Origin of the sequence: uncultured Williamsia sp. (assembly GCF_947494875.1) — a bacterium.
Lineage (GTDB): Bacteria > Actinomycetota > Actinomycetes > Mycobacteriales > Mycobacteriaceae > Williamsia_A.
The window spans coordinates 1-21,923 of record NZ_CANLWM010000010.1 but is presented as its reverse complement, the minus strand read 5'-3'; the positions used below and the strand labels follow the sequence as shown (position 1 = coordinate 21,923).

Sequence of the window (21,923 nt, the reverse complement as noted above, 5' to 3'; positions counted from 1 at the left end):
ACATCAATGCCCTTCACAGTCGGATTCCGTGCTTCCCGTGGAATTCACCGCTCGTTCACCACACCGGTTCGCAGACTCGTCACACTCACCGCCGTCGCGACCGCGTTGATCGGTGCCGCCCCCGCGCTCGGTGTGGCCAACGCCACTCCCTCGGTGCCCACCATCGAGCGCGTCGAGTCCGAGGGGCCGACCCAGTACGGCGTGTACGTCTACGCCCCGTCGATGGCGAAGACGATCAAGGTGCAGGTGCTCGTGCCCGCCGTCGATCGCGGCCCCCGCCCCACGCTGACGATGCTCAGCGGCCTCGGCGAGGAGGACCCGACCAACAGCATGTGGCTGCGCAAGACCGATGCGGCGACCTTCTTCCGCGACAAGAACGTGACGGTCGCGCTGCCGCTCGCCGGCAACGGCAGCTTCTACACCGACTGGTACCGCGACGACCCCAAGCTCGGCCGCTACAAGTGGGAGACGTTCCTGACCAAGGAACTCCCGCCCCTGCTCGAGGAGCGGTTCTCCGGCAACGGGATCCGGGGCATCGGCGGCCTCTCGATGGGCGCCGGGTCCGCGCTGATGCTCGCCGCGCGCAAGCCCGGCTTCTTCCGCTCGGTCTCGTCGTTCAGCGGGTGTTACTCGACCGCGGACCTCGCGTCGCAATCGGTGCCACGGGCGATCGTGGCCGCGTTCGGCGGCAACGCCGACAACATGTGGGGCCCGCCGTCCGACCCGGCGTGGGCCGCCCACGACGTCCTGCTCCACGCCGAGGGCCTGCGGGGCACCACCGTGTACGTGTCGGTCGGCAGCGGACTGCCGGGGCCCTACGAGGCGCCGAACTACCCCGGCAACACCAACCCCGCCGACCGGCTGATCGTGGGCGGTGGCATCGAGGCCGGCGCGAACTTCTGCACGCACCGCCTCGCCGACACGCTGGCCGCACGCCGGATCCCCGCCACCTTCGACTTCGAGCCGCGCGGCTCTCATTCGTGGCCGTACTGGCAGGACCAGCTGCACCGCAGTTGGCCGACGGTGGCGCGCGGACTCGGTATCGCCCGATAAGGCCGATTCCCAGCACCGCGAATCCCGTTTTCGTCGCGAGTGGATCTCGGGTCGTGACATTCCACAAATGCGCAGCGCATGGCGATGCGAGATATCCGGAACGTGTTGTGTAGCAAGAGTTTGACCTGCTAAACATTGTCTCCGACGCGAAAAAATGTGTCGAAGGCGTTACCGTTTGCATACCCGGGCACCACTCGCCCGACCGCCGGCAATGCCGCTCGCGGGTCTGCACACTCCCCTCCAGCTCCACCCGGTTGTCCCGAGTCCTGAGGAGATCGTCGATGGAATACACCGAACTCGCCGACTACCCCCTTCCTGCCGGGGTGGTCACGGAGTGGACTCCCACCGCCGACGAGCACGACTGGACCGTCGACGACCGGCGCCTGTCCTACGCCCATCTCGAGCACGCGCGCCGCGCCGTCGAGGTCGGCGACGACTGGCACAGCGAGTGGATCGGCACGGCGTTCCGCATCGGCCACCGACTCGACCGGGACGCGATGGCCACCACGCTCCGTCGCTGGTACGCCCGCCACGAGGCCTTCCGCTCGGCGCTCGAGCACACACAGCACGTCGCGGAGGGCGAGCCCGCGCTGGAGGACGAGTTCACCCGCCGCATCATCGCCGCGGACAAGGTCGAGGTGATCGCCCGACGTGACGCCGAACCGTCCAGCAGCACGCGCGTCTACCTGCGCATCGACCACATCTTCAACACCCGGATCAACCCGCTGCGGTGGCCGCACTGCCTGGTCGTCACGGTCGAGCCCACCGACGACTCCGACTCGTTCCTCCTGGTCTTCGGCGCCGACCACACCGTCATGGACGCCTACACCCAGGTCTTCGCGATCAAGGAGCTCACGCGTCTCTACGAGGCCGCGCTGACCGGGCAGGACGACTCGCTCGGGGTGTTCGGCAGCTACCTCGACTTCTCGCACGCCGAGCGCGACCACGGGTCGCGTCTGGGCCGCGAGACGGCCGAGGTCGCCCGCTGGGCCCAGTTCCTCTCGCCCCGCTCCGACACGTCGTGCGCGAGCCAGCCCGACCCGATGCCGGCGTTCCCCGTCGCGCCCGACGCCGAGGTCGTCGACGCCCCCGCGGAGGACACGCCGCCGCCGTACCAGTCGAGCCTGTCCCGATGGCTGCTCGACCCGGAGCAGACCGACCGGTTCAACCGCGCCTGCAAGGCCCTCGGGGCCAACATGCAGGCCGGCATCCACACGGCGCTCTGCATCGCCAATCAGCGGGTCACCGGATGCTCCGACCTGCGGTTCATCAGCCCGGTCCACACCCGCACCGAGCTCCAGTGGGGTGAGGCCGCGGGGTGGTTCGTCGGGCTGGTGCCGATGCACCTGCGACCCGGCGCCGCCGGCACCTTCGGCGAGGCCATCGGTGCCGTCGCCGAGTCGTCGCGGGAGCACAAGGAACTCGGCACCGTGCCGTTCCATCCGATCGCCGAGCTGATCGGACACCGCACACCGCCCCAGTTCGTCGTCTCCTACATCGACCTGCGCGGCGCCGAGGGTGCCGACGCGTGGGACTCGATGGACGCCCGGGTTCTGCGCAGCGCCACGCGGTCGTCGGACGAGGTCTACTTCTGGATCAACCGCATCAACACCGGCACGAACCTGTCCGCACGGTTCCCCAGCACCCACCCGGGCGGGACGCGGGTGCACCGCTTCCTGCGGGCCTTCGAGCAGGTGCTGCTCGAGGTGGTCGAGCGCGGCGACACGACCTTCGCCGCGCCGCAGCGGACCGTCGGCGCGGGTGAGCCGGGATCGACGGGCGCCGCGTGACCCAGGCGCAGCCGACGTGATCGCCGGCGCGCTCACCGACTGGCGACCCGCGCTCGGTGAGCTCGTCTGGTGGACACCCGCCGACGAGGACGCCACGTACGCGGCGGGGGTCGTCAGTGACGTGGGTCCGTCGTTCCTGCAGCAGGACCATCTCCGCGCGGCACACGCCCGGCGGCTGGCGGGCGGATCGCACCGCGCGGTCGTGACCGTCACCACCGAGGTGTCCCTGCCGCTCGACGCCGAGGCCATGGCACGAGCTCTCACCGACTTCGCCCGCGCACACGACGAGCTGCGCAGTCGGTTCGTCGTCGGCGACGACGGTGCCCTCACCCGGTATCTGACCCCGGCCGAGGCCATCACCCTGACCACCCGCAGGGAATCGGCTCCGCGCGACCACGAGGCGCTGGTGGACGTGCTGCACCACCGGATCGACCGCGACGCCACCCACGACCGCATCCCGGGCTGGAGCGTCGGCGCCGTCGACGCGGGGTCGTCGTTCGCCCTGCACGTGACGTTCGACCACTCACACACCGACGGATCCGCCGCAATCGAGGCGCTGCAGGAGATCGTGGTCCGGTTCCGGGCCCACGTGACCGGCACCGAACCCGAGTTGCGACCCGCGGGCAGCCATCTCGCGCACGTCGCCGACGAGGTACGCCGCGCAGCGGCCGTCACGGCAGACGACCCCCTGGTGCGGCACTGGCGCACCGTGCTCGCCGAGAACGGCCGCACCGTCCCCCGCACCGCGCTCGACATCGGTCTCGACGGTCCCGACCCGGCCCCGGCGGTCGCCATCGATGAGCCCCTCGTCGACGCCGCGACCGCTGCGGCCTGCGAGAGCCGCGCACGCGCCGCAGGCGGGTCACTCAGCGCCGCACTGTTCGCCACGCTCGCCCGAGCCCAGTGGCACGTCACCGGCGAACGTCGCTACTTCACCTCGACGGTGCTCTCGACCCGCGACCCGGCTCTCCCCGGCACGCAGGGGTGGATGTGCACCTTCGCGCCGATCGCCCTCGACGCGGACGCGGGAGACCCCGACGACCTGGTCCGCGCGGCCGCCCAGCAGCTCCGTCACGCCCGCGACCACATCGACCGACCGGTACACGGGGTCCTCGCGGTGCTCGCCGCGTCCGGGGACTTCGTCCCCGACGCTTCGAGCCCGCAGATGGTGTCCTATCTCGACTTCCGGCGACTGGCCGACCCGAACGCGCCCGAGATCGTCGCCGGACGGGTGATGCCCGGCGTGGGCCGCACACGCAACGCCAACCTCTGGATCAACCGCAACGACGACGGTCTGCGCCTGCTGTCGCACGTCCCGGACAACCCCGTCGCGCGGAGGTCGATCGCCGCCCTGCACCGCAGCCTGGTGGCCGAGCTCACGTCGTACGCGCGGGTCCCCGCGCCGGTGCGGTGCCCGGAACACGTTGGCGCACAGGTACCGTGAGCCCGTGCTGCTCACCACTCTGGCCAATCTGAGGATCCCCGGCGGCCGCATCCGGCGATGGGGGGCCGTGGCCGCCGGCGACGGTGTACCCCACACGGTGGGACCGTCGGAGAACGAGCGGTTCCATCTCGAGGCCGTCCGCGCGGGCGGGTCCGGGTGGCTCGCCGTGACGGCCCAGCTGCCCACCGCAGCAGTCGATCCCGACCGGCTCGTCGCGGCGTTCGTCGCCGTCGTCGATCACCACGAGGTCCTGCGGTCGCACTTCGTCCTCGACGCCGACGGCTCCCCGCGGCGCCGCGTCCACGAGCGCGGTGCGATCTCCCTGCAGCCGGTGGGGACCGTCCACACCGTCGACGAGCGTGCGATCCGTGACGAGCTCGCGGCCGCCGTCGCCGGGTGCACGGCGCTCACCCCCGCCTCACACGTGCTCGCGGTGATCGAGTCCACCGACGTGAGCACCGTGGTCTGCGCGTTCGACCACTGCTACGTCGACGCCCACTCCCTCGCCGTCATCGCCGAGGACCTCGTCGCCGCGTACACCGGCGACCCCCTCCCCGCCGCCGGCAGCTTCCTCGACCATCTCGCGACCGCGACCGTGGACGAGCCCGGAGACGACGATCCCGGGGTGCGGGGCTGGGCCGACTTCCTCGCCGCCACCGACCACACCGTGCCGGACTACCCACTCGACCTCGGGGTCGTCCCCGGTGAGTTCGCCCCGTCCCGGATCCACGTCACCCAGGTGTTGTCACGTGCCGAGGCGGACGCCCACACCGAGTCCGGCACGCGGCGGCGGGTCCGCACCTATCCGATGCTGCTCACGTCACTGGCCCAGGCGACCCGGGACCACGGCGGCCCCGACCGCCTCCCGGTCGTGCTCCCCATCCACACCCGCACGGAGGGCGACTCCTCGCGGGCCGTCGGGTGGTGCGTCGCCAACGCACCGGTGGTCGTCGACGCCGGTCCCCACGAGCCCACCGATCCCGAGCGGGTCCTGCGCGCGGCGACCGCGGCCGTCACCGACGCCCTGCCGTTGGCCGCCGTCGACCTCACCACCGTGTACAGCCGATTCGGTCACCTGCTGCGCAAGCCCCGGCACGACGTCTTCATGGTGTCCTACCTCGACTACCGGCGGTTCGCGCGCCTCCCGGCGCTGCACGCGCGACACATCTCCAGCGACGGCCGTGCCGACGACCTGCAGCTGTGGTTCTGGCGTGACGACGACGGCATCAGCGTCCGGGCCCGGTTCCCCGACACCGGCACCGCCGCGCCGCTCATCACCTCCGTCGTCGACGACCTCGTCGCACGCGCGCGGGCAGCCGTACCCACGGCATCGGACGCGGCCACCGCGTCCGTCTGAGGCCATGCGCGTCGTCGCGGCGTTCTCGGGCAGTCGCGGCGACGTGCAGCCCGGCGTCGCGCTGGCGGTGGAACTCGCCGCCCGGGGCCACTCGGTCACGATGGCCGTCCCGCCGAACCTCGTCGACCTCGCGCGGGCCGCCGGGGTCGACACCGTGCCCTGCGGGATCGACACCGCCGCGCTGCTGCGGTCCGACACCGTGACCCGCGACCTCCGGACCGCGAGCCCACTGCGCCGCATGCGCGCTGTCGCGGCGATCGCCCGCTCCGGGGACCGTCGGGCCCTCGACGACCTGCTGGCGACCGTGGCGGGCGCCGACGTGCTCGTCGCGGGCAGCGTCGGACAGGAACGGGCCCTCGCCGTCGCCGAGGCACACGATCTCCCGCACGTCCCGGTGCACCTGTGCCCACTGCGCCGGAACCGGATCGCGGCCGTGATCGCGCCACCGCGCGGCGATCTGCCGGCGCCGCTCGTCGCGGCCTCGTGGGCTCTGGTGGAGCAGGCACTGTGGCAGACCTCGCGCCGCGACGAGAACCGGTTGCGCGCCGCGGTCGGGCTGCCCGCCGCACACCGTCCGACCGCCACCAGGATCGCCGCGCACGGGATCCCCGAGGTGCAGGCCTACGACCCCGCCCTGTTCCCCGGCCTCGCCGACGAGTGGGGACCACGTCGACCGCTGGTCGGGTTCCTGTCGGTGGACGCCACGACCGCGGATGCGTTGGGCGACAGCGACGCCGACGCCGACCTCGACGCCTGGATCGACGCCGGACCGCCGCCCGTGTACGTCGGGTTCGGCAGCATGTCGGTGGCCGACCCGGACCGGCTGCGCACCGCGGTCCTCGACGGCACCGTCGGCCACCGCGTCCTCGTCGCGTCCGGCTGGGGCGGCGCATTCACACCCGCCGACGACGACGACCGCGTCCGCGTCGTGCCGTCGGTCGACCACGCGTCGGTGCTGCCGCGCTGCGTGGCCGCCGTGCACCACGGGGGCGCGGGGACCACCGCGGCCGCCCTGCGCGCAGGGATCCCCGCGGTGGCGTGCTGGCTCGGCGCCGATCAGCCCATGTGGGGTCGTGCGTTGCGACGCGCGGGTGTCGGCGTCTCCCTGCGCCTGTCGTCGCTCACATCAGAGCTCCTGCGCGACGCGCTGACCCGCGTCTGCACTCCCGCGAGCCGGGTGCGTGCGGGATCGCTGGGGGAGGCACTGATCCCGCCGGACGTGGCGGTCCGGCGCGCCGCCGACATCGTCGAAGCACAGTGACACCGGCCACGCGAGGCGCTTCTCATCCGGCCCCACCCGCACGTCTCCCCTAGGCTCGATCACGTTGCTGTGCACCCGATCCGGTCGTCGCCGGATCGGCGAGCCGGAGGAGGCGAGCAGTGCCGACACTGTCCGTGGTGATCCCCTGTCACGACGAGGAGCAGGTAATCGGCGACTGCCTCGACCGCCTCGTCGACCAGATCGAACACATCCACGAGATCGTCGTCGTGGACAACAACTCGACCGACGGGACCGCCGACGTCGTCCGCGCCCGCGCGCGACGGCATCGGTGTGTCCGTCTCATCACCGAGGACCGTCAGGGACTCGTGTACGCCCGCAACGCCGGTATGGACGCGGCGACCGGCGAGGCGATCGCACGCATCGACGCGGACACCATGGTCGGTCCCCGGTGGGCCGCCGACATCGTCACCTTCCTCCGCGACGACACCGAGGGCCGGTGGAGCGCGCTCTGCGGACGCGGCGAGGCCTACGGGCTCCCCTACGGCGACGCGATGGCCCGGGTCAAGGACCGTGTCGGTCGGGTCGTCCCGTTCGTGGCCCGTCGCGACGCCACCGCCGGTGACGTCCGGTCGGTCGCGGTGCTCTACGGCTCCAACATGACCCTCCGCCGGTCGGCGTGGCTCGCGATCCGCGAGCGGGTCGCGATGCGGCGGGACGTCTTCGAGGACGTCGACATGGGCCTCTGCGTCACCGAGACCGGCGGCGCCAACGCGTTCCTGCCCCATCTCACCGTCGGGGTCTCGCCGCGACGGATGCAGACGGGGCCGATCTCGTTCGCGCGGTACATGCTGTGCCTGCCGCGCACGATGTTCCTGCACCGGCGCCTCCTGCTGGGGATCGGCGCCCTGACCCTCTACGTGCCGTGGGTCGTCGTGATGCACGTGGTACGGCTCGGGTTGATCCGCGCATGGGACCCCGACGCCCGCGGCTTCCGCGTCCGGGCTCTTCTCACCCCCGTCGACGAGCGCGGGATGCCCTGACCCCCTGCGGATCCCGCGTGACCCCCGCTCGCCCGGTCGACGGGCTCAGTCGCGGCGGGTGTAGCGGGCGACCGTCACGGGCACGGTGACCGCGAGGACGATCGCCGCGCCCGCCAGGGAGTAGACGATCTGCATGCTGTAGACACCGCTGCTCATCTCGCGGACCGCGGACACCAGGTGCGACACCGGGTTCACCCCGGCGAACGCCTGCATCCACCCCGGCATCGTCGGGACGGGGACGAGCGCGTTCGACACGAACGTCAACGGCATCAACACCATCATCGAGACACCCTGCACCGACGACGCGGTGGACAGCATCACCCCGAGCAGCGCGAAGATCCAGCTGATGGCGAAGGCGACGACCGCGACGAGCACACACGCCGCGACCACGCCGACCGGCGACGACGGACGCCAGCCCATGACGAGACCGACCACGACGGTCACCGCCGCGGCCACGGCGTATCGCACCGCGTCGGCGACGAGCGACCCCGCCAGCGGTGCGATGCGGGCGATCGGCAGGGAGGCGAACCGGTCGTACACACCGGAGTTCATGTCCTCGCGCAACTGGACACCTGTGGACACCGACGCGGCGAGCACCACCTGCACGAGCACGCCGGGCACGAGGATCGGCAGGTATCCCCCGACGTCGCCGGCGATGGCCCCACCGAACAGCGACGAGAACATCACGGTGAATACCACCGGCAGCACGATCACGTCGAACAGGTGGTGTGGGCTGTGGCGGATGCGGACGAGGCCGCGTCCGGCGAGGGTCATCGACTGCGCGACCGCCTCCCGGGCCCGTGCGCCGGAGGCGTCGTCCACCGTCGGCGGGGCGAACCGCTCCTCGATGTCGGACAGGGTCATGCGGCGTCCTCCCCCCGGTCCGGACGGCTGTCGGTGTCGGTGATGGCGAAGAAGACGTCGTCGAGGCTGGGCCGCACCACGGACACCGCGGCGACCTCGATCCCCGCCTGCGCCACCGCGGTGAGCATCGCACCGAGCACCGCCGTGGACGGTGGACGGACCGCGATCGCGCGTCCGTCCGCGGTCGGTACGGCGCCGGCGGCGTGCCGTCCGACGACGGCGATCGCGCGGGTGATGTCACCGGGGTCGGCCGGGGTCAGCTCGAGACGTTCGGTCCCGACGGCGGCCTTGAGGTCGTCGGCGGTCCCCTCGGCCACCACACGACCGTGGTCGATCACCGCGATCCGGTCGGCGAGCTGGTCGGCCTCCTCGAGATACTGCGTCGTCAGCAGGACGGTCGTCCCGTCGGCCACGAGTCCCCGCACGGTCTCCCACATCCCCTGGCGTGTCCTCGGATCGAGCCCGGTCGTCGGCTCGTCGAGGAACAACAACGGGGGACGTGCGACCAGGCTGGCCGCCAGGTCGAGGCGCCGACGCATGCCGCCCGAGAAGGTCGCGACACGACGCCCCGCCGCGGCCGTCAACCCGAAGCGGTCGAGGAGATCCGCGGCGTCGGAGCGCGCGGCGCGGCGTGACCGCCCGTGCAGCCGGCCGAACACGACGAGGTTCTCCGTCGCGGTCATGCCCTCGTCGACGGTGGCGTATTGCCCTGTGAGACCGATCATCCGACGCACGCGGCGCGGATCGTCCGACACGTCGACCCCGAACACGCGGGCGCTCCCCTCGGTCGGCCGGGTGAGCGTCGCGAGCATGCGCACGGTGGTGGTCTTGCCTGCACCGTTCGGACCGAGCACGGCGTAGACGGTGCCGGTCGCCACGGTGAGGTCGACCCCGTCGACCGCACGGTGGTCACCGAAGCACTTGACGAGGCCGCAGGTCTCGATCGCCGGCGCACCGGCCACAGGTGTCACGATCGCGTCGACCTCCCGTCTCGACCGCCCACCGACCGACGGCGGGACAGCGGTGTACCGACACCGTAGCGAGAGGGCGAACACGGCGCGCGGCGAGCGCGGCAAGCGTGAGAACCGCAGCGCCACAACGGTGTGCGATCCGCCACTGCCTGTTACACGGAGTTCACATCGGTCGTGCCCTCACCACCCGGGAGAGCCGTCCGCGGCCAGGGCGAGAACGGACGAAACAGGCAGCACACCAGCGTGATCGGTTCGTCGGGCCCATGGCTGGACCCCGTGGTCACAGGCGGCGCATCGGCCGTTGCCGTGACGAAGGACACTCGTTGCTCGACCAAACGGTATGGCCGTGTCAGCCGTACGATCTCGTCACCGCGAGGGGCCGTGTCGCGATCCGCCTGCACCCGTCGAGATGGAGTCCGCACCAGTGGAATTCACCGAGCTGACCGACTACCCGCTGACCGGCGGTGTCCTCACCGAGTGGGTGCCGCGCCCGGCAGCTCGCCCCGGTGCCCGGGGCTGGGTCGACGACGCCCGCCCCCTCACCCCCATCCACGCGGACTACTGCCGCCGTGGCGTCGAGGTGTTCGACCCGCGGGCGGGAACGGACGATGCACCCTCCGGATCGTGGCTCGGGGCCGTGTTCGAGGTGCCCCACCGGCACGACACGGCAGCGCTCAGGGCTGCGCTCACGGCGTGGATGCAGCGCCACGAGGTCTTCGCGACCACGGTGCGCGAGGAGCACGGACACCTACGACGGGGGACGCTGGCCGACGACGTCGTCGTCACGCCCGCCGTCGTCGGGAGTCTGCGGACCGGTACGCGCGTCCACGAACACCTGGTGGCCATGTTCGAGCGGTTGTCGCCGATGCGGTGGCCGCACTGCCTGGTCGCGACGATCGCCGAACCGGCGGTCGAGCACGCGCCCCTGACGGCGGCCCCCCGACGCGACGACCGGTTCCTGCTGGTGTTCGGCGCGGACCACTCCGTGATGGACGCCTACTCGATGCTCCTGGCGATCGGCGAGATCCAGGACCTCTACCGTCGCGCACTGGCCGGCGAACCGATCGATCGCACACCGATCGGCAGTCACGTCGACTTCAGCGTGGCCGACCACGCGGCCGCGGCCGCACTGCACCTCGATCATCCGGCCGTCCGGGCCTGGCACGAGTTCCTCCGACACGAGGACGGGCGGTTCCCCGCCTTCCCGCTGCCGATCCACGACGACTCGCCGCGTCGGGAGGGACGACAGAGCGGGGTGTCGTCGTGGGTGATGACCGCGGGCGATGCGGACGCCCTCAACGCCGGCGTCCGCGGCCGTGGGCACACGATGCAGACCCTGGTGCTGACCGCGCTCGCGGGCGCGACGGCACGGGTGTCCGGCTCGAGTCGGACGCGGTTCGTCATGCCGCTGCACACGCGCACCGATCCGCGCCACCGCGCCTCGATGGGATGGTTCGTCGGCATGGTGCCCGTCGACATCGACACGGGTACCTCGAGGGGTGTCGACGACCGGCTGGCGGCCGTGGCGGACGAGGTGACACGCCGACGACCGCTGGCACCCCTGCCCTACCCGCGCGTGGCCGAGCTCCTCGGCTCCGACACCACGCCCCGGTTCGTGGTGTCCTACGTCGACTGCCGTCGCATCCCCGGCGCGGACGACTGGGCCCGGTGGGGCGCGCGGACACTGCGCGGCGCGTCGACCTCGGGTGACGAGGTCTACCTCTGGATCGTGCGATCGCCGAGCGGCATCTCCGTCTCGGCCCGTTTCCCGAGCACGCCCGTCGCGACCGATGCCGTCCACCGGTATCTGCACGCCCTGCACGAGACGATCTCCGACCTCGCCGTCGACCTCGGCGTCGCCGACCGCCTCGACCGTCGCCGCCGGTCGGCGGTGCGGTCGCACGCGGCCCTGACCCCGGGAGGCCTCCGATGATGATCGACCGACTGGCGCACTGGATCCCCGCACGCGGGTCGATCGTCGCCGTCATGCCGACCTCTGCGGCGGTGTCCGCCGGTCGCCGCGCACCGGTCCATCCGACGCCGCCGTCGCTGCTGCAGGAGGGGCACCTGCACGGCACCGCGGCGGTGGCCCGACGTGGGGGCAGGCATGCGGTGTACCTCGCCGCCGCCACCGAGATCGACGGGGCGTTCGACGCGACGGCGCTCGCGGAGGCGCTGCGGCGCTTCGTGATCCGTCACGACGGACTCCGATGCTGGTTCGACGTGGCCGACGGGGTGGTGACACGTCATCTCGTGGAGCCCGACGACGTCGCGTTCACCGTGACCGACCTCGCCGAGGTCGACGACCACGGCTGGGTGCGGGGCGGGCCCACACGGGCCGGTCACGTGGGCGCCCGCCGGTTCACCGAGTTCGTCGACGCCGAATTCGGTCACCACGCGTCCGCGCTCGACTGGCCCGGCTTCCGGGTCGGCGCCGTGGTCCGTGACGGCGGCTTCACACTGTTCTGGTTCTGCGACCACGCGCTCACCGACGGGGTGTCGCAGGCGCTCGTGCTCGCCGAGATCGCCGACCTCTACCTCTCCGCGCGCGACGGCACCGATCCGGGCCCGTTCTCCACGGCGCCACCCGGGTCGGCCATCGCCTACGCCGACGCCGAGCGTCACCGGGCCGTCCACCACGGGGACGGCTCTGCGGGGCTGCAGCGATGGCTGGAGATCCTGCGCGCGCACGGGCACCGGATGCCCCGGTGCGCCGTCGACCTCGGGCTGGGCCCGGGTGAGACGGCACCGGTGCGCGGCATCCGGTTCGACGTCCTCGACCCGGCGGGGGCGCAGCGGTTCGCCGACGTGTGTCGGGCGCACGGCACAGGCGTGACGGCGGGGGTCGTCGCCGCGATCGCCGCCACCGATCACGAGACGACCGGCGCACCGTCGTGGTTCGGCATCACGGCCCTCGGCGACCGCGACCTCGCCGGTGTGCACCTCGCCCAGGGGTGGTTCTGCCGGTTCGCACCGGTGGCGATCGACATCGACGGTGCCCGCACGTTCACCGACCTCGTCGAGCGCGCCGGTGCGGCGTGCGCGCGCGGCGAGGAGGCGTCGTATGTCCCCGTCGGCACCGTCCTGGCCTCCCTGGTCGCCGACGGCGGCGACCCCACCGAGGCGATGGTGACGCCGCAGCTTTTGTCCTACCTCGACTTCCGGCGGTTCCCGCTCGCGGGCACACCCGCCTACGACCGCGGGATGCAGAGCACGGGCGAGGGGCGCACGGCCAACGCGTCGCTGTGGGTCAACCGCGACGAGCACGGCATGTACGTCGGTACGCAGACGCCGGACACGCCGACCGCCCAGGAACGCCTCGTGCCGTACCACCGTCGCCTGCGCGAGGTGTTCGCCGAGATCGCCGCCACCGGTGACCGGGTCCTGCGTACACCGGCCGGCGACGTCGGGGCGAAGCGACCGGTGGCCGCGGGACCGCGGCAGGGGGTGGGCCCCCGTGCGGGTCACGACGATTGACCGGTTCACCCCCCGTCCCGGGCCGATCACCCGCTGGCGTGTCGACCTGACCGACGCCCCGTGGGTGACCTCGTCGGTGCCGCCGTCGTTCAACCAGCGCTTCCACCTCGCCGGGGCGCGCACGGCCCCGCCCGGCGAGACGGTGTTCCTGGCCGGCGCTTTCGACGTCGACGGCCCCCTGGACCACAAGGCCCTCGAACGGGCGTTCACCGCGCTGGTCGAACGCCACGACACGCTGCGGTGCGGGTTCGTCGCGCGCGACGACCCGGACGGCGGCGTCGAGATCGTGCGCCGCGTCCACGACGTACGTCGGATGCGACTGCTCCCCGACCCACCGATCGAGACCACCACGTCGGACGACGCCCGTGCCACCGTGCGTCACCTGCTCGCCGATGCGTGCACCCCGCTCGGCGAGCCCGACCACTTCTTCGCCGCCGTCGACCGTCTCGACCGCTCCACGGTCCTGTGCGGCTTCGACCACGCCCACGTCGATGCGTGGTCCATCGCCGTCGTCGTCGACGACCTGCGGATGCTCTACGAGGGCTACCGCTGCGAGCCGGGCGCTTTCGACCCGGCTCGCCTCGGTCCGGTCGGCAGTTTCCTGGCGCACTGCGCGGAGGAGGCCGACGACGACCGCGACCACGCCGCCCTCCCCGCGATGGACGACTGGCGCACGTTCTTCGCCCGCCACGGCAACACCCCGCCGTCCTTCCCCGGAGACCTCGGGCTCGAGCCGGGCGCGACTGCCCCCCAGGCCGTGGACCTGCGCGGGCTCGCCGACGCCACCGCCGCCGACCGTGTCGACGCGGCGTGCCGCGCGCTCGGCGGGTCGACGTTCGCCGGTGTCCTGGCTGCGATGGCCCACGCCGCACGGGACGTCGGACTGGGCGACGAGCTGTCGCTGCTGTTCCCCATGCACACCCGCCGCGCAGCCCGCCGCGAGACGGCGGTCGGGTGGTTCACGACGAACGCCCCACTGACGGTCCGGGCACACCGCGACCTCGCCGACACCGTGGCCGCGACCGGCACGGACCTGCGGGCCGCGGTCGGACTCGGCGCCATCCCCATCGGAGCGGTCGTCGACGCCGTCGGCGGCCTCACCTTCGTCCGGTCGGACGTGTTCATGGTGTCCTACGTCGACTACCGACGCCTGCCCGGCGCGGCGCACCACACCGGCCTCGACGCCCACCACATCTCCAACGTCACGCGGGCCGACGACGTCCAGATCTGGATCTCGCGCACGGAAGAGGGGCTGGCCCTGCGGACCCGCCTCCCCGACACGCCCGCCGCACACCGCGTCGTCGGACGGTTCCTCGACGCGGTCGTCGCGATCACGGCGCGCCTGTCGAGCGGACCCGCGTCGGGATGACGCCGCATCGGGCCGACCCCGCACTACGCTGTCTACGGTCGCCTCCGCCGAGCCCGTGAGCCCGCGGCGGGCGACCCCGTACCGCCGGTGGCACTCTCGCCGGCCCGTCCACGACCCACGGAGCCCGCAGTGACCGTCCCGACCGATCCGAACCCCGCCTTCGCCGCCTACGCCCATCCCGAACGGCTGGTGAGCACGGAGTGGCTGAGCGCGAACCTCGGCGCCGAGGGCCTCAAGGTGGTCGAGTCCGACGAGGACGTCCTCCTCTACGACATCGGACACATCCCGACCGCGCAGAAGATCGACTGGCACCTGCACCTCAACGACCCGGTGACCCGCGACTACATCGACGGCGAGGCGTTCGCGGAACTCATGCGCAGCAAGGGGATCCGGCGCGACGACACCATCGTCGTCTACGGCGACAAGAGCAACTGGTGGGCCGCCTACGCGCTGTGGGTGTTCACCCTGTTCGGGCACGCCGACGTCCGCCTGCTCGACGGCGGTCGGCAGGCGTGGTTCGCCGAGGACCGGGAGACCTCCTACGACGTGCCCGAGTACCCCCGGTCGGACTACCCCGTCGTCGAGCGCGACGACTCCCTGATCCGCGCGTTCGCCGACGAGGTGCGCAGCGCGATCGGCACCGAACCGCTCGTCGACGTGCGCTCGCCGCAGGAGTACACCGGCGAGCGCACCCACATGCCGGACTATCCGCAGGAGGGCGCCCTGCGGGGTGGCCACATCCCGACCGCGCTGTCCATCCCGTGGGCGAAGTCGGCGGCGCCGGACGGTCGGTTCCGCAATCGGGCGGAGCTCGACGAGATCTACGGTGACCTGTCGCCGGACACCCCGACCATCGCGTACTGCCGTATCGGCGAGCGCTCGTCGCACACCTGGTTCGTCCTGACGCACCTGCTCGGTTTCGGTCGGGTGCGCAACTACGACGGATCGTGGACCGAGTGGGGCAACGCCGTACGTGCACCGATCGCCACCGGCGACGAGCCCGGTACGCCGTGACACTGCCGGCCGCGTTGGCGGAGATCGTCGACGACTTCGGTGCCCTCGGCGAGTCCGACCGCGTGACGCTGCTGCTCGAGTTCGCCGGCGACCTGCCGGACCTCCCGGAGGATCTGCGCACCGACGCGATGGAGCCGGTGCCGGAGTGCCAGTCGCCGGTGTTCCTGTCCGTCGACGCCTCCGACCCCGACGCGGTGCGGCTGCACTTCAGCGCGCCGCCCGAGGCCCCGACCACCCGTGGGTTCGCGTCGATCCTGCACCAGGGTCTCGACGGCGCGTCGGCCGACGAGATCCTGGCCGTGCCACCGGACTTCTACGACGACCTCGGTCTGGCGTCGGTGGTGAGCCCGCTGCGTCTGCGCGGGATGGCGGGCATGCTCGCCCGCGTCAAGACGCAGATCACCCGGGCCCGCGGCTGACCGCGGCGAATCGGTCGGTGCGGCGATGAAGTTCATCCAGATGATGGACCAGCCGGTCGCGCCCGGAGGTCTGGTCGAGTGGTCGCCGTCGACGGTCGGCGGTTTCGCGCACTGGGAGAACGACTCCCGCTCGACGTCGCACAACCACGAGGTGCACCTGCGCGCGGCGCTGGAGCACCGCTGGAAGACCGGCCGCGAGGGCGGCCGGGAGTCGTGGCTGGGCCTGGCGATCGAGTTCGACGAGCCGATGTCGGTGCCGGCGATCCGCACCGCGCTGACGCGGTGGATCGACCGACACGAGGTGCTGCGCAGCCACGTCGTGGTGAAACACGCAGGGCTGCAACGGCTCACGACGCCACCCGGATCGGTGCGGCTGAAGATGGGTCGCGTCGGCTGGTACGCCGAGGCGGGTCCTCTGCTCGACCAGCTCGCCGGCTCGTTCGACCGGGCCACCGCACCCCTGCAGTGGCCCGCCTACCTGTTCGCGACGGTGGCGCGGGAGCGGACGTTCACGCTCCTCTTCGCCGGGGATCACTCCCTGCTCGACGGGTACTCCCTCATCCTCGCCCAGCACGAGCTCACCGAGCTGTACCACGCGGCGCGGGAACGTCGGGAGCCGCAGCTGACGCCGGTGGGCAGCTACGTGGACTTCAGCGCGCAGGAGCGACGGTCGGCCGACCTCGTCGACGCCGACCACCCGGCGGTACGCGCCTGGGCGGACTACCTCGACGCGAACGACCACCACATGCCCCGCTTCGACCTGGCGGACCCCGTCGAGTCCGAGAGCACCGTCTCGGCCGTCGACTCGGGCCCACCCCAGTCGTCGGTCACGGTGGAGCTGCTCGACGACGACGCCGCGAACCGGTTCACCGCCGTCTGCCGGGCGGCGGGGGGATCGCTGTTCGCCGGCATCGTCGCCGCCCTGGCCGTCGCCTACCGCGAACGCGGCGGCGGCGACGTCTTCCGGTGCATCACCCCACGCCACACCCGCACCGAGGGGCCGTGGCTCGGCGCCCTGGGCTGGTTCGTCTCGGTCACACCCGTGGCCGTCGACTCCTCCGGGACCGGATCGTTCACCGCGATCGTCGAGCGGGCCACGCGGGCGCTGCGCACGACCCGGGTGGCCGCCGACGTCCCGCTCCTGCGGGTCACCGAGCTCCTCGGCTACGGCGGCGCCCCGTCGTTCGTCGTCTCGTTCATCGACACCCGCCACGCGCCCGACGCCGGCGCCGCCGACGCGGGCGGGGCGCGCGTGCTGCGCAGTCACAACTACTCGTCGGACGAGGTCTACATCTGGGTGAACCGGACACCGTCCGGTGTCCGTATCTCCGCCCGCTTCCCGGCAACCGGTCCGATGCATGCCGAGGTGAGCGCATTCCTGGTGCGGTTCAGCGAGATCGTGCGCGCGGTGGGAGATCGCAGCACGTTCGCACCGACCACGTAGGACGTCGCACACCCCGGCGACGACCAGTCGACCGATCAATCGCTCGGTGCGTTAGGGTGCTGGTCGGGATCGCGGACCACGGTGCGCGTACCCCCATCCGTTCGCCGCACACACAGGAGACGAAGTGCCCAGTCACGCCAGTTCGGTGCTCTCGAAAGTCCTCGTCGCGAACCGCGGTGAGATCGCCGTGCGCGTCATCCGCGCAGCACGCGACGCCGGTCTGAGCAGTGTGGCCGTGTACGCCGAGCCCGACGCCGACGCGATCTTCGTGCAGCTCGCCGACGAGGCGTTCGCGCTCGGCGGCCAGACCTCGGCCGAGTCGTACCTCAACATCCCGAAGATCATCGAGGCCGCCGAGAAGTCCGGCGCCGACGCGATCCACCCCGGCTACGGCTTCCTCTCGGAGAACGCCGAGTTCGCCCAGGCCGTCATCGACGCCGGGATCACCTGGATCGGCCCGTCCCCGCAGTCCATCCGCGACCTCGGCGACAAGGTCACCGCGCGGCACATCGCCCTGAAGGCGAACGCCCCGATGGCGCCGGGCACCAAGGATCCCGCCGCCAACGCCGACGAGGTCGTCGCGTTCGCGAAGGAGCACGGCGTGCCCGTCGCGATCAAGGCGGCGTTCGGTGGCGGCGGGCGCGGCATGAAGGTCGCGTACACCCTCGAGGAGATCCCCGAGCTGTTCGAGTCCGCGACCCGCGAGGCCGTCTCCGCGTTCGGTCGCGGCGAGTGCTTCGTCGAGCGCTACCTCGACAAGGCGCGCCACGTCGAGGCGCAGGTCATCGCCGACCAGCACGGCAACGTCGTCGTCGCCGGCACCCGCGACTGCTCGCTGCAGCGTCGCTTCCAGAAGCTCGTCGAGGAGGCGCCCGCGCCGTTCCTCACCCCGGAACAGCGCGAGAAGATCCACTCCTCGGCCAAGGCCATCTGCCGTGAGGCGGGCTACTACGGCGCCGGCACCGTCGAGTTCCTCGTCGGCAGCGATGGTCTCGTCTCGTTCCTCGAGGTGAACACCCGCCTGCAGGTGGAACACCCCGTCACCGAGGAGACCTCCGGCCTCGACCTGGTTCGCCAGCAGTTCCGCATCGCGGCGGGCCTGCCTCTGGAGATCACCGAGGACCCGACGCCGCGCGGGCACTCCTTCGAGTTCCGCATCAACGGCGAGGACGCGGGCCGTAATTTCCTGCCCGCCCCCGGCCCGGTCACCGTCTACAAGGAGCCCACCGGCCCCGGCGTCCGCGTCGACTCCGGCGTCCGTGCCGGCGACGTCATCGGCGGTCAGTTCGACTCGATGCTCGCCAAGCTCATCGTCACCGGCGAGAACCGGGAGCAGGCGCTCGAGCGGTCGCGGCGCGCGCTCGCCGAGTTCGAGGTCGAGGGCCTGGCCACCGTCCTCCCGTTCCACCGGCACATCGTGTCCAACCCGGCGTTCATCGGCGACGAGAACGGCTTCGAGGTCTACACGAAGTGGATCGAGACCGACTGGGACAACCCGATCGAGCCCTACACCGGCGCGCAGCCCATCGAGGAGGACGACGCCACACCGCGGCAGACCGTCGTCGTCGAGGTCGGCGGCCGGCGGGTCGAGGTGTCGCTGCCCGGTGACCTCGCCCTCGCGAGCACCAACGGCGGTGGCGGTGGCCACGCGGCCGGTGTGCAGCGCAAGAAGCCGAAGGCACGGACCCGCGCCAAGGGCGGCAACACCGCCGTGTCCGGCGACGCGATCGCCGCGCCGATGCAGGGCACCGTCGTGAAGGTCGCGGTGACCGAGGGCCAGGAGGTCTCCGCCGGTGAGCTCGTCGTCGTCCTCGAGGCGATGAAGATGGAGAACCCGGTCACCGCCCACAAGGACGGTGTCGTGACCGGACTCGTCGTCGAGCCCGGCTCGGCCGTCACCCAGGGCACGGTCCTGCTCGAACTGAAGTGACACCGCGGCGCCCGGCGCCGAGGCGTCGGACGTGAGCGCGGCGATGGACCCCGTCGAGATCAACGCGGGTGCGTGGTACCTGCGCGCCCTTCGTGACGACGAGCGTGTGACCGACGTACCCGCGCTGGCGACCCTCGTCGACGCCGCGGTGCTCGACGGCGACGGACCGGCCCAGGCCGTCGCCCGGGCAGCCGACGGATGGCGTGGCGGCACCAGGCTGTCGTGGGCGGTGTGCGTGCCCACCACCGGTGAGATGGTCGCGCTCGTCGTGCTCGTCCCCGACGAGGCCTCGGGCACAGCGCGTCTGAGCACCGGTACGACGCCCGCCGATGGTGCCCACGACGCGCTTGCCGCAGGAGTCGCGGCTGTCGGCCGTTTCGCCGACGGCGCGCTCGGTCTGCGGGTGGTCGAGTAGAGTTTCGCCGGGTCGAACGGAACGCGGGTCGCATCGGCGACCGCGGACCGCGGGGGCGGTTCTCGTGACAGTAAGGACGACAGTGCTCACTTCCACCACCCCGGGCGGTGCCCGCCGCCTGCGCCGCGCGACGCGGGGCGTCGTGATGACCGCGGCCCTGGTCGCCGGTCTGCTGGCCCCGACCGCCGTCGCGAGTGCCGACCCGGGCCTGCCCGCCACCGGCGCCCGGTCCGCCGACGGGTCCGAGTTGGTGAAGGTCACGCGTGTCGACGCCCGCCGGCTCGACATCACCGTCCACTCGGCCGCGATGAACCGCGACGTCCCCCTGTCGGTGATCCTGCCGCGCGATCGCAGCACGCCCCGACCGGTCTTCTACCTGCTCAACGGTGCGGGCGGCGGCGAGGACGCCGCGACATGGCAGCGGCAGACCGACGTCGTGCAGTTCTTCGCCGACAAGGACGTCACCGTCGTGACGCCCAACGCCGGCGCGTTCACCTACTACACCGACTGGCAGCGCGACGACCCGGTGCTCGGCCGCAACAAGTGGTCGACGTTCCTCGGCACCGAGCTGCCTCCCATCGTCGACAAGGCCCTGAACGGATCGGGCAAGAACGCCGTCGCCGGGATCTCGTCGTCGGGGACGTCGGTGCTGAACCTCGGCATCGAGCACCCGGGCGTCTATCAGGCGGTCGGCGCCTACAGCGGCTGCGCGTCGACCGCGGGTCCCGCAGGGCAGACCTACGTCCGCCTCGTCGTCTCCTCCCGCGGTGGCGCGAACCCGGAGAACATGTGGGGCCCGTACAACGGCCAGGGATGGCGTGACCACGACGCGATCATCAACGCCGCCAAGCTGCGCGGACTGAGCCTGTGGATCTCCAGCTCGTCGGGTCTGCCCGGCAAGTACGACAACCCGCAGTCGATCCAGCCCGGCACCAGCCTGGACCAGCAGATCATCCTCGGAGGCCCCATCGAGGCCGCGGTGAACCAGTGCACACACCAGCTCGCCGACCGCCTCACCGCGCTGAGGATCCCGTTCACCGCGGACTTCCCGCCGCAGGGCACCCATTCGTGGCTCTACTGGCAGGACCAGCTGCATCGCTCCTGGCCACAGATCGGCCGCGCCATCGGCGCCTGACCGCCGCGCACCACCCGCCCGTCCCGCCGAGTGGGCCGAAACCGGCCGCCGAGTGGGCCACAACCCGCCGGGCGGGGTCTAAGGGTGGTTGCAACACCTCGAGTGTGAGGGGTTGTTGGTGGCGCATGGTTTGGGTGGTCGGCGGTTGCCGGTCGAGCGGGTGGCGCGTTTCTACGAGTTGTGGCGTCGGGGGTTCAGTGTTGAGTTGGCGACCCGGCAGGCGGGGATCTCGCGTCGGTCGGGTTACAACCTGATTCGCAAGTATCGGGGGATGCCGCCGACCCAGCTGAACCCGGTCACGTTCCTCGACGCTGATGGGCGGTCTCGGTTTCTGACGCTCGATGAGCGTGACGAGATCGCGGTGAAGACCGCCCGGGGCGTGCCGTTGCGGCAGATCGCGCGGGAGTTGGGGCGGGCGCCGTCGACGATCAGCCGCGAGTTGCGCCGCAACACCGGTGTTCACCGCGCGTATCGGGCCGGGTTGGCGGATCGCCGCGCGAGCGAACGCCGGCAACGCCCCAAGGCGCGCAAACTCGAAACGAATCCACGTTTGTGGGCCTATGTGTGGGAGGCGTTGTCCGGGCCGCAGCATTGGTCGCCGCAGCAGATCAGCATCCGGATCCGCATCGACCACCCGGATGATGAAGCGATGCGGATCAGTCCCGAGGCGATCTACCGAACCCTCTACGTCTTCCCGCGCGGGGAGATGAAAAAGCAGGTCAAGGCCGCACTGCGCAGTGGGCGCACGACGCGGGCCCCGCGGATCGCCCACACCGGTCGACGGTTGGTGCCCCGGGAGTTGCTCATCGCCCACCGCCCACCCGAGGTCGCGGATCGGGCCGTGCCCGGCGATTGGGAAGGTGACTGCATCATCGGCGCCGCCGGCACCTCCCAGATCGGAACTGAATCGCCCCGGGTCTGGTGGAGGGTCTGATTTCCCGAGAGGATCAGATTCGTGCCGGCACCGAGGAAGTATCCG

The 21,923-nt window shown here is 71.8% G+C and carries 18 protein-coding genes; 16 read left to right on the top strand and 2 right to left on the bottom strand.

The window, feature by feature from the left end; genetic code table 11:
* Positions 1-6: 6 nt before the first annotated feature.
* From Q1A98_RS20910 to Q1A98_RS20885, 6 genes are all read left to right on the top strand, one after another.
* Positions 7-1,053 (top strand): alpha/beta hydrolase family protein, encoded by a 1,047-nt coding sequence (locus Q1A98_RS20910; RefSeq protein ID WP_299577100.1) that lies wholly within the window; start codon positions 7-9, stop codon positions 1,051-1,053.
* A gap of 281 nt (positions 1,054-1,334) precedes the next feature.
* Positions 1,335-2,843 carry a condensation domain-containing protein gene (locus Q1A98_RS20905; protein WP_299577098.1) on the top strand — a complete coding sequence of 503 codons (1,509 nt, stop codon included), beginning with the start codon at positions 1,335-1,337 and terminating at the stop codon, positions 2,841-2,843.
* Positions 2,815-4,287: an acyltransferase gene (locus Q1A98_RS20900; RefSeq protein ID WP_299577096.1), complete on the top strand. Its 1,473-nt coding sequence runs from the start codon at positions 2,815-2,817 to the stop codon at positions 4,285-4,287. Before Q1A98_RS20905 ends, Q1A98_RS20900 begins: the two co-directional genes overlap by 29 nt.
* A gap of 4 nt (positions 4,288-4,291) precedes the next feature.
* A complete protein-coding gene (locus Q1A98_RS20895; RefSeq protein ID WP_299577094.1) occupies positions 4,292-5,644 on the top strand; it encodes a condensation domain-containing protein in 1,353 nt (450 codons plus the stop codon).
* 4 nt (positions 5,645-5,648) lie between these two features.
* Entirely contained in the window at positions 5,649-6,905 is a 1,257-nt protein-coding gene (locus Q1A98_RS20890) for a glycosyltransferase (RefSeq protein ID WP_299577092.1), read from the top strand.
* 119 nt (positions 6,906-7,024) lie between these two features.
* Positions 7,025-7,906, top strand: a complete 882-nt coding sequence (locus Q1A98_RS20885) for a glycosyltransferase family 2 protein (protein ID WP_299577090.1) — start codon at positions 7,025-7,027, stop codon at positions 7,904-7,906.
* A 45-nt stretch (positions 7,907-7,951) separates the two neighbouring features.
* On the opposite strand, the gene Q1A98_RS20880 is transcribed toward Q1A98_RS20885, so the two are convergent.
* Both Q1A98_RS20880 and Q1A98_RS20875 read right to left on the bottom strand, forming a co-directional pair.
* On the bottom strand, positions 7,952-8,770 hold the full coding sequence (locus Q1A98_RS20880; RefSeq protein ID WP_299577088.1) for an ABC transporter permease: 819 nt from the start codon (positions 8,768-8,770) through the stop codon (positions 7,952-7,954).
* On the bottom strand, positions 8,767-9,732 hold the full coding sequence (locus tag Q1A98_RS20875; protein ID WP_299577402.1) for an ATP-binding cassette domain-containing protein: 966 nt from the start codon (positions 9,730-9,732) through the stop codon (positions 8,767-8,769). The genes Q1A98_RS20880 and Q1A98_RS20875 overlap by 4 nt, the downstream gene beginning before the upstream one ends.
* Before the next feature lie 433 nt (positions 9,733-10,165).
* On the opposite strand from Q1A98_RS20875, the gene Q1A98_RS20870 reads away from it, so the two are divergent.
* The 10 genes from Q1A98_RS20870 (at position 10,166) to Q1A98_RS20825 (ending at position 21,878) form a co-directional block, all read left to right on the top strand.
* Entirely contained in the window at positions 10,166-11,674 is a 1,509-nt protein-coding gene (locus Q1A98_RS20870) for a condensation domain-containing protein (RefSeq protein WP_299577086.1), read from the top strand.
* Positions 11,671-13,218, top strand: a complete 1,548-nt coding sequence (locus tag Q1A98_RS20865; RefSeq protein ID WP_299577084.1) for a condensation domain-containing protein — start codon at positions 11,671-11,673, stop codon at positions 13,216-13,218. Before Q1A98_RS20870 ends, Q1A98_RS20865 begins: the two co-directional genes overlap by 4 nt.
* Positions 13,199-14,587 carry a condensation domain-containing protein gene (locus tag Q1A98_RS20860; protein ID WP_299577082.1) on the top strand — a complete coding sequence of 463 codons (1,389 nt, stop codon included), beginning with the start codon at positions 13,199-13,201 and terminating at the stop codon, positions 14,585-14,587. Before Q1A98_RS20865 ends, Q1A98_RS20860 begins: the two co-directional genes overlap by 20 nt.
* A 129-nt stretch (positions 14,588-14,716) precedes the next feature.
* Positions 14,717-15,601: a sulfurtransferase gene (locus Q1A98_RS20855; protein ID WP_299577080.1), complete on the top strand. Its 885-nt coding sequence runs from the start codon at positions 14,717-14,719 to the stop codon at positions 15,599-15,601.
* Positions 15,598-16,020: a SufE family protein gene (locus Q1A98_RS20850; RefSeq protein WP_299577079.1), complete on the top strand. Its 423-nt coding sequence runs from the start codon at positions 15,598-15,600 to the stop codon at positions 16,018-16,020. Before Q1A98_RS20855 ends, Q1A98_RS20850 begins: the two co-directional genes overlap by 4 nt.
* A gap of 25 nt (positions 16,021-16,045) precedes the next feature.
* Positions 16,046-17,464, top strand: a complete 1,419-nt coding sequence (locus Q1A98_RS20845) for a condensation domain-containing protein (RefSeq protein WP_299577077.1) — start codon at positions 16,046-16,048, stop codon at positions 17,462-17,464.
* A gap of 124 nt (positions 17,465-17,588) precedes the next feature.
* Positions 17,589-19,394 (top strand): acetyl/propionyl/methylcrotonyl-CoA carboxylase subunit alpha, encoded by a 1,806-nt coding sequence (locus Q1A98_RS20840; RefSeq protein WP_299577075.1) that lies wholly within the window; start codon positions 17,589-17,591, stop codon positions 19,392-19,394.
* A gap of 31 nt (positions 19,395-19,425) precedes the next feature.
* Positions 19,426-19,809, top strand: a complete 384-nt coding sequence (locus Q1A98_RS20835; protein WP_366943489.1) for a hypothetical protein — start codon at positions 19,426-19,428, stop codon at positions 19,807-19,809.
* 145 nt (positions 19,810-19,954) lie between these two features.
* Complete coding sequence (locus Q1A98_RS20830) at positions 19,955-20,944, top strand: alpha/beta hydrolase family protein (RefSeq protein ID WP_299577398.1); 990 nt, start codon at positions 19,955-19,957, stop codon at positions 20,942-20,944.
* A gap of 118 nt (positions 20,945-21,062) precedes the next feature.
* Positions 21,063-21,878: an IS30 family transposase gene (locus Q1A98_RS20825; RefSeq protein WP_299577073.1), complete on the top strand. Its 816-nt coding sequence runs from the start codon at positions 21,063-21,065 to the stop codon at positions 21,876-21,878.
* Positions 21,879-21,923: the final 45 nt, after the last annotated feature.

What these genes read in the sequence shown, in the direction of transcription:
- Q1A98_RS20910 (WP_299577100.1), top strand. Translation starts at nt 7, where the DNA reads ATGCCCTTCACAGTCGGATTCCGTGCTTCCCGTGGAATTCACCGCTCG.
- Q1A98_RS20905 (WP_299577098.1), top strand. Translation starts at nt 1,335, where the DNA reads ATGGAATACACCGAACTCGCCGACTACCCCCTTCCTGCCGGGGTGGTC.
- Q1A98_RS20890 (WP_299577092.1), top strand. Translation starts at nt 5,649, where the DNA reads ATGCGCGTCGTCGCGGCGTTCTCGGGCAGTCGCGGCGACGTGCAGCCC.
- Q1A98_RS20880 (WP_299577088.1), bottom strand. Translation starts at nt 8,770, where the DNA reads ATGACCCTGTCCGACATCGAGGAGCGGTTCGCCCCGCCGACGGTGGAC.
- Q1A98_RS20865 (WP_299577084.1), top strand. Translation starts at nt 11,671, where the DNA reads ATGATGATCGACCGACTGGCGCACTGGATCCCCGCACGCGGGTCGATC.
- Q1A98_RS20845 (WP_299577077.1), top strand. Translation starts at nt 16,046, where the DNA reads ATGAAGTTCATCCAGATGATGGACCAGCCGGTCGCGCCCGGAGGTCTG.
- Q1A98_RS20830 (WP_299577398.1), top strand. Translation starts at nt 19,955, where the DNA reads ATGACCGCGGCCCTGGTCGCCGGTCTGCTGGCCCCGACCGCCGTCGCG.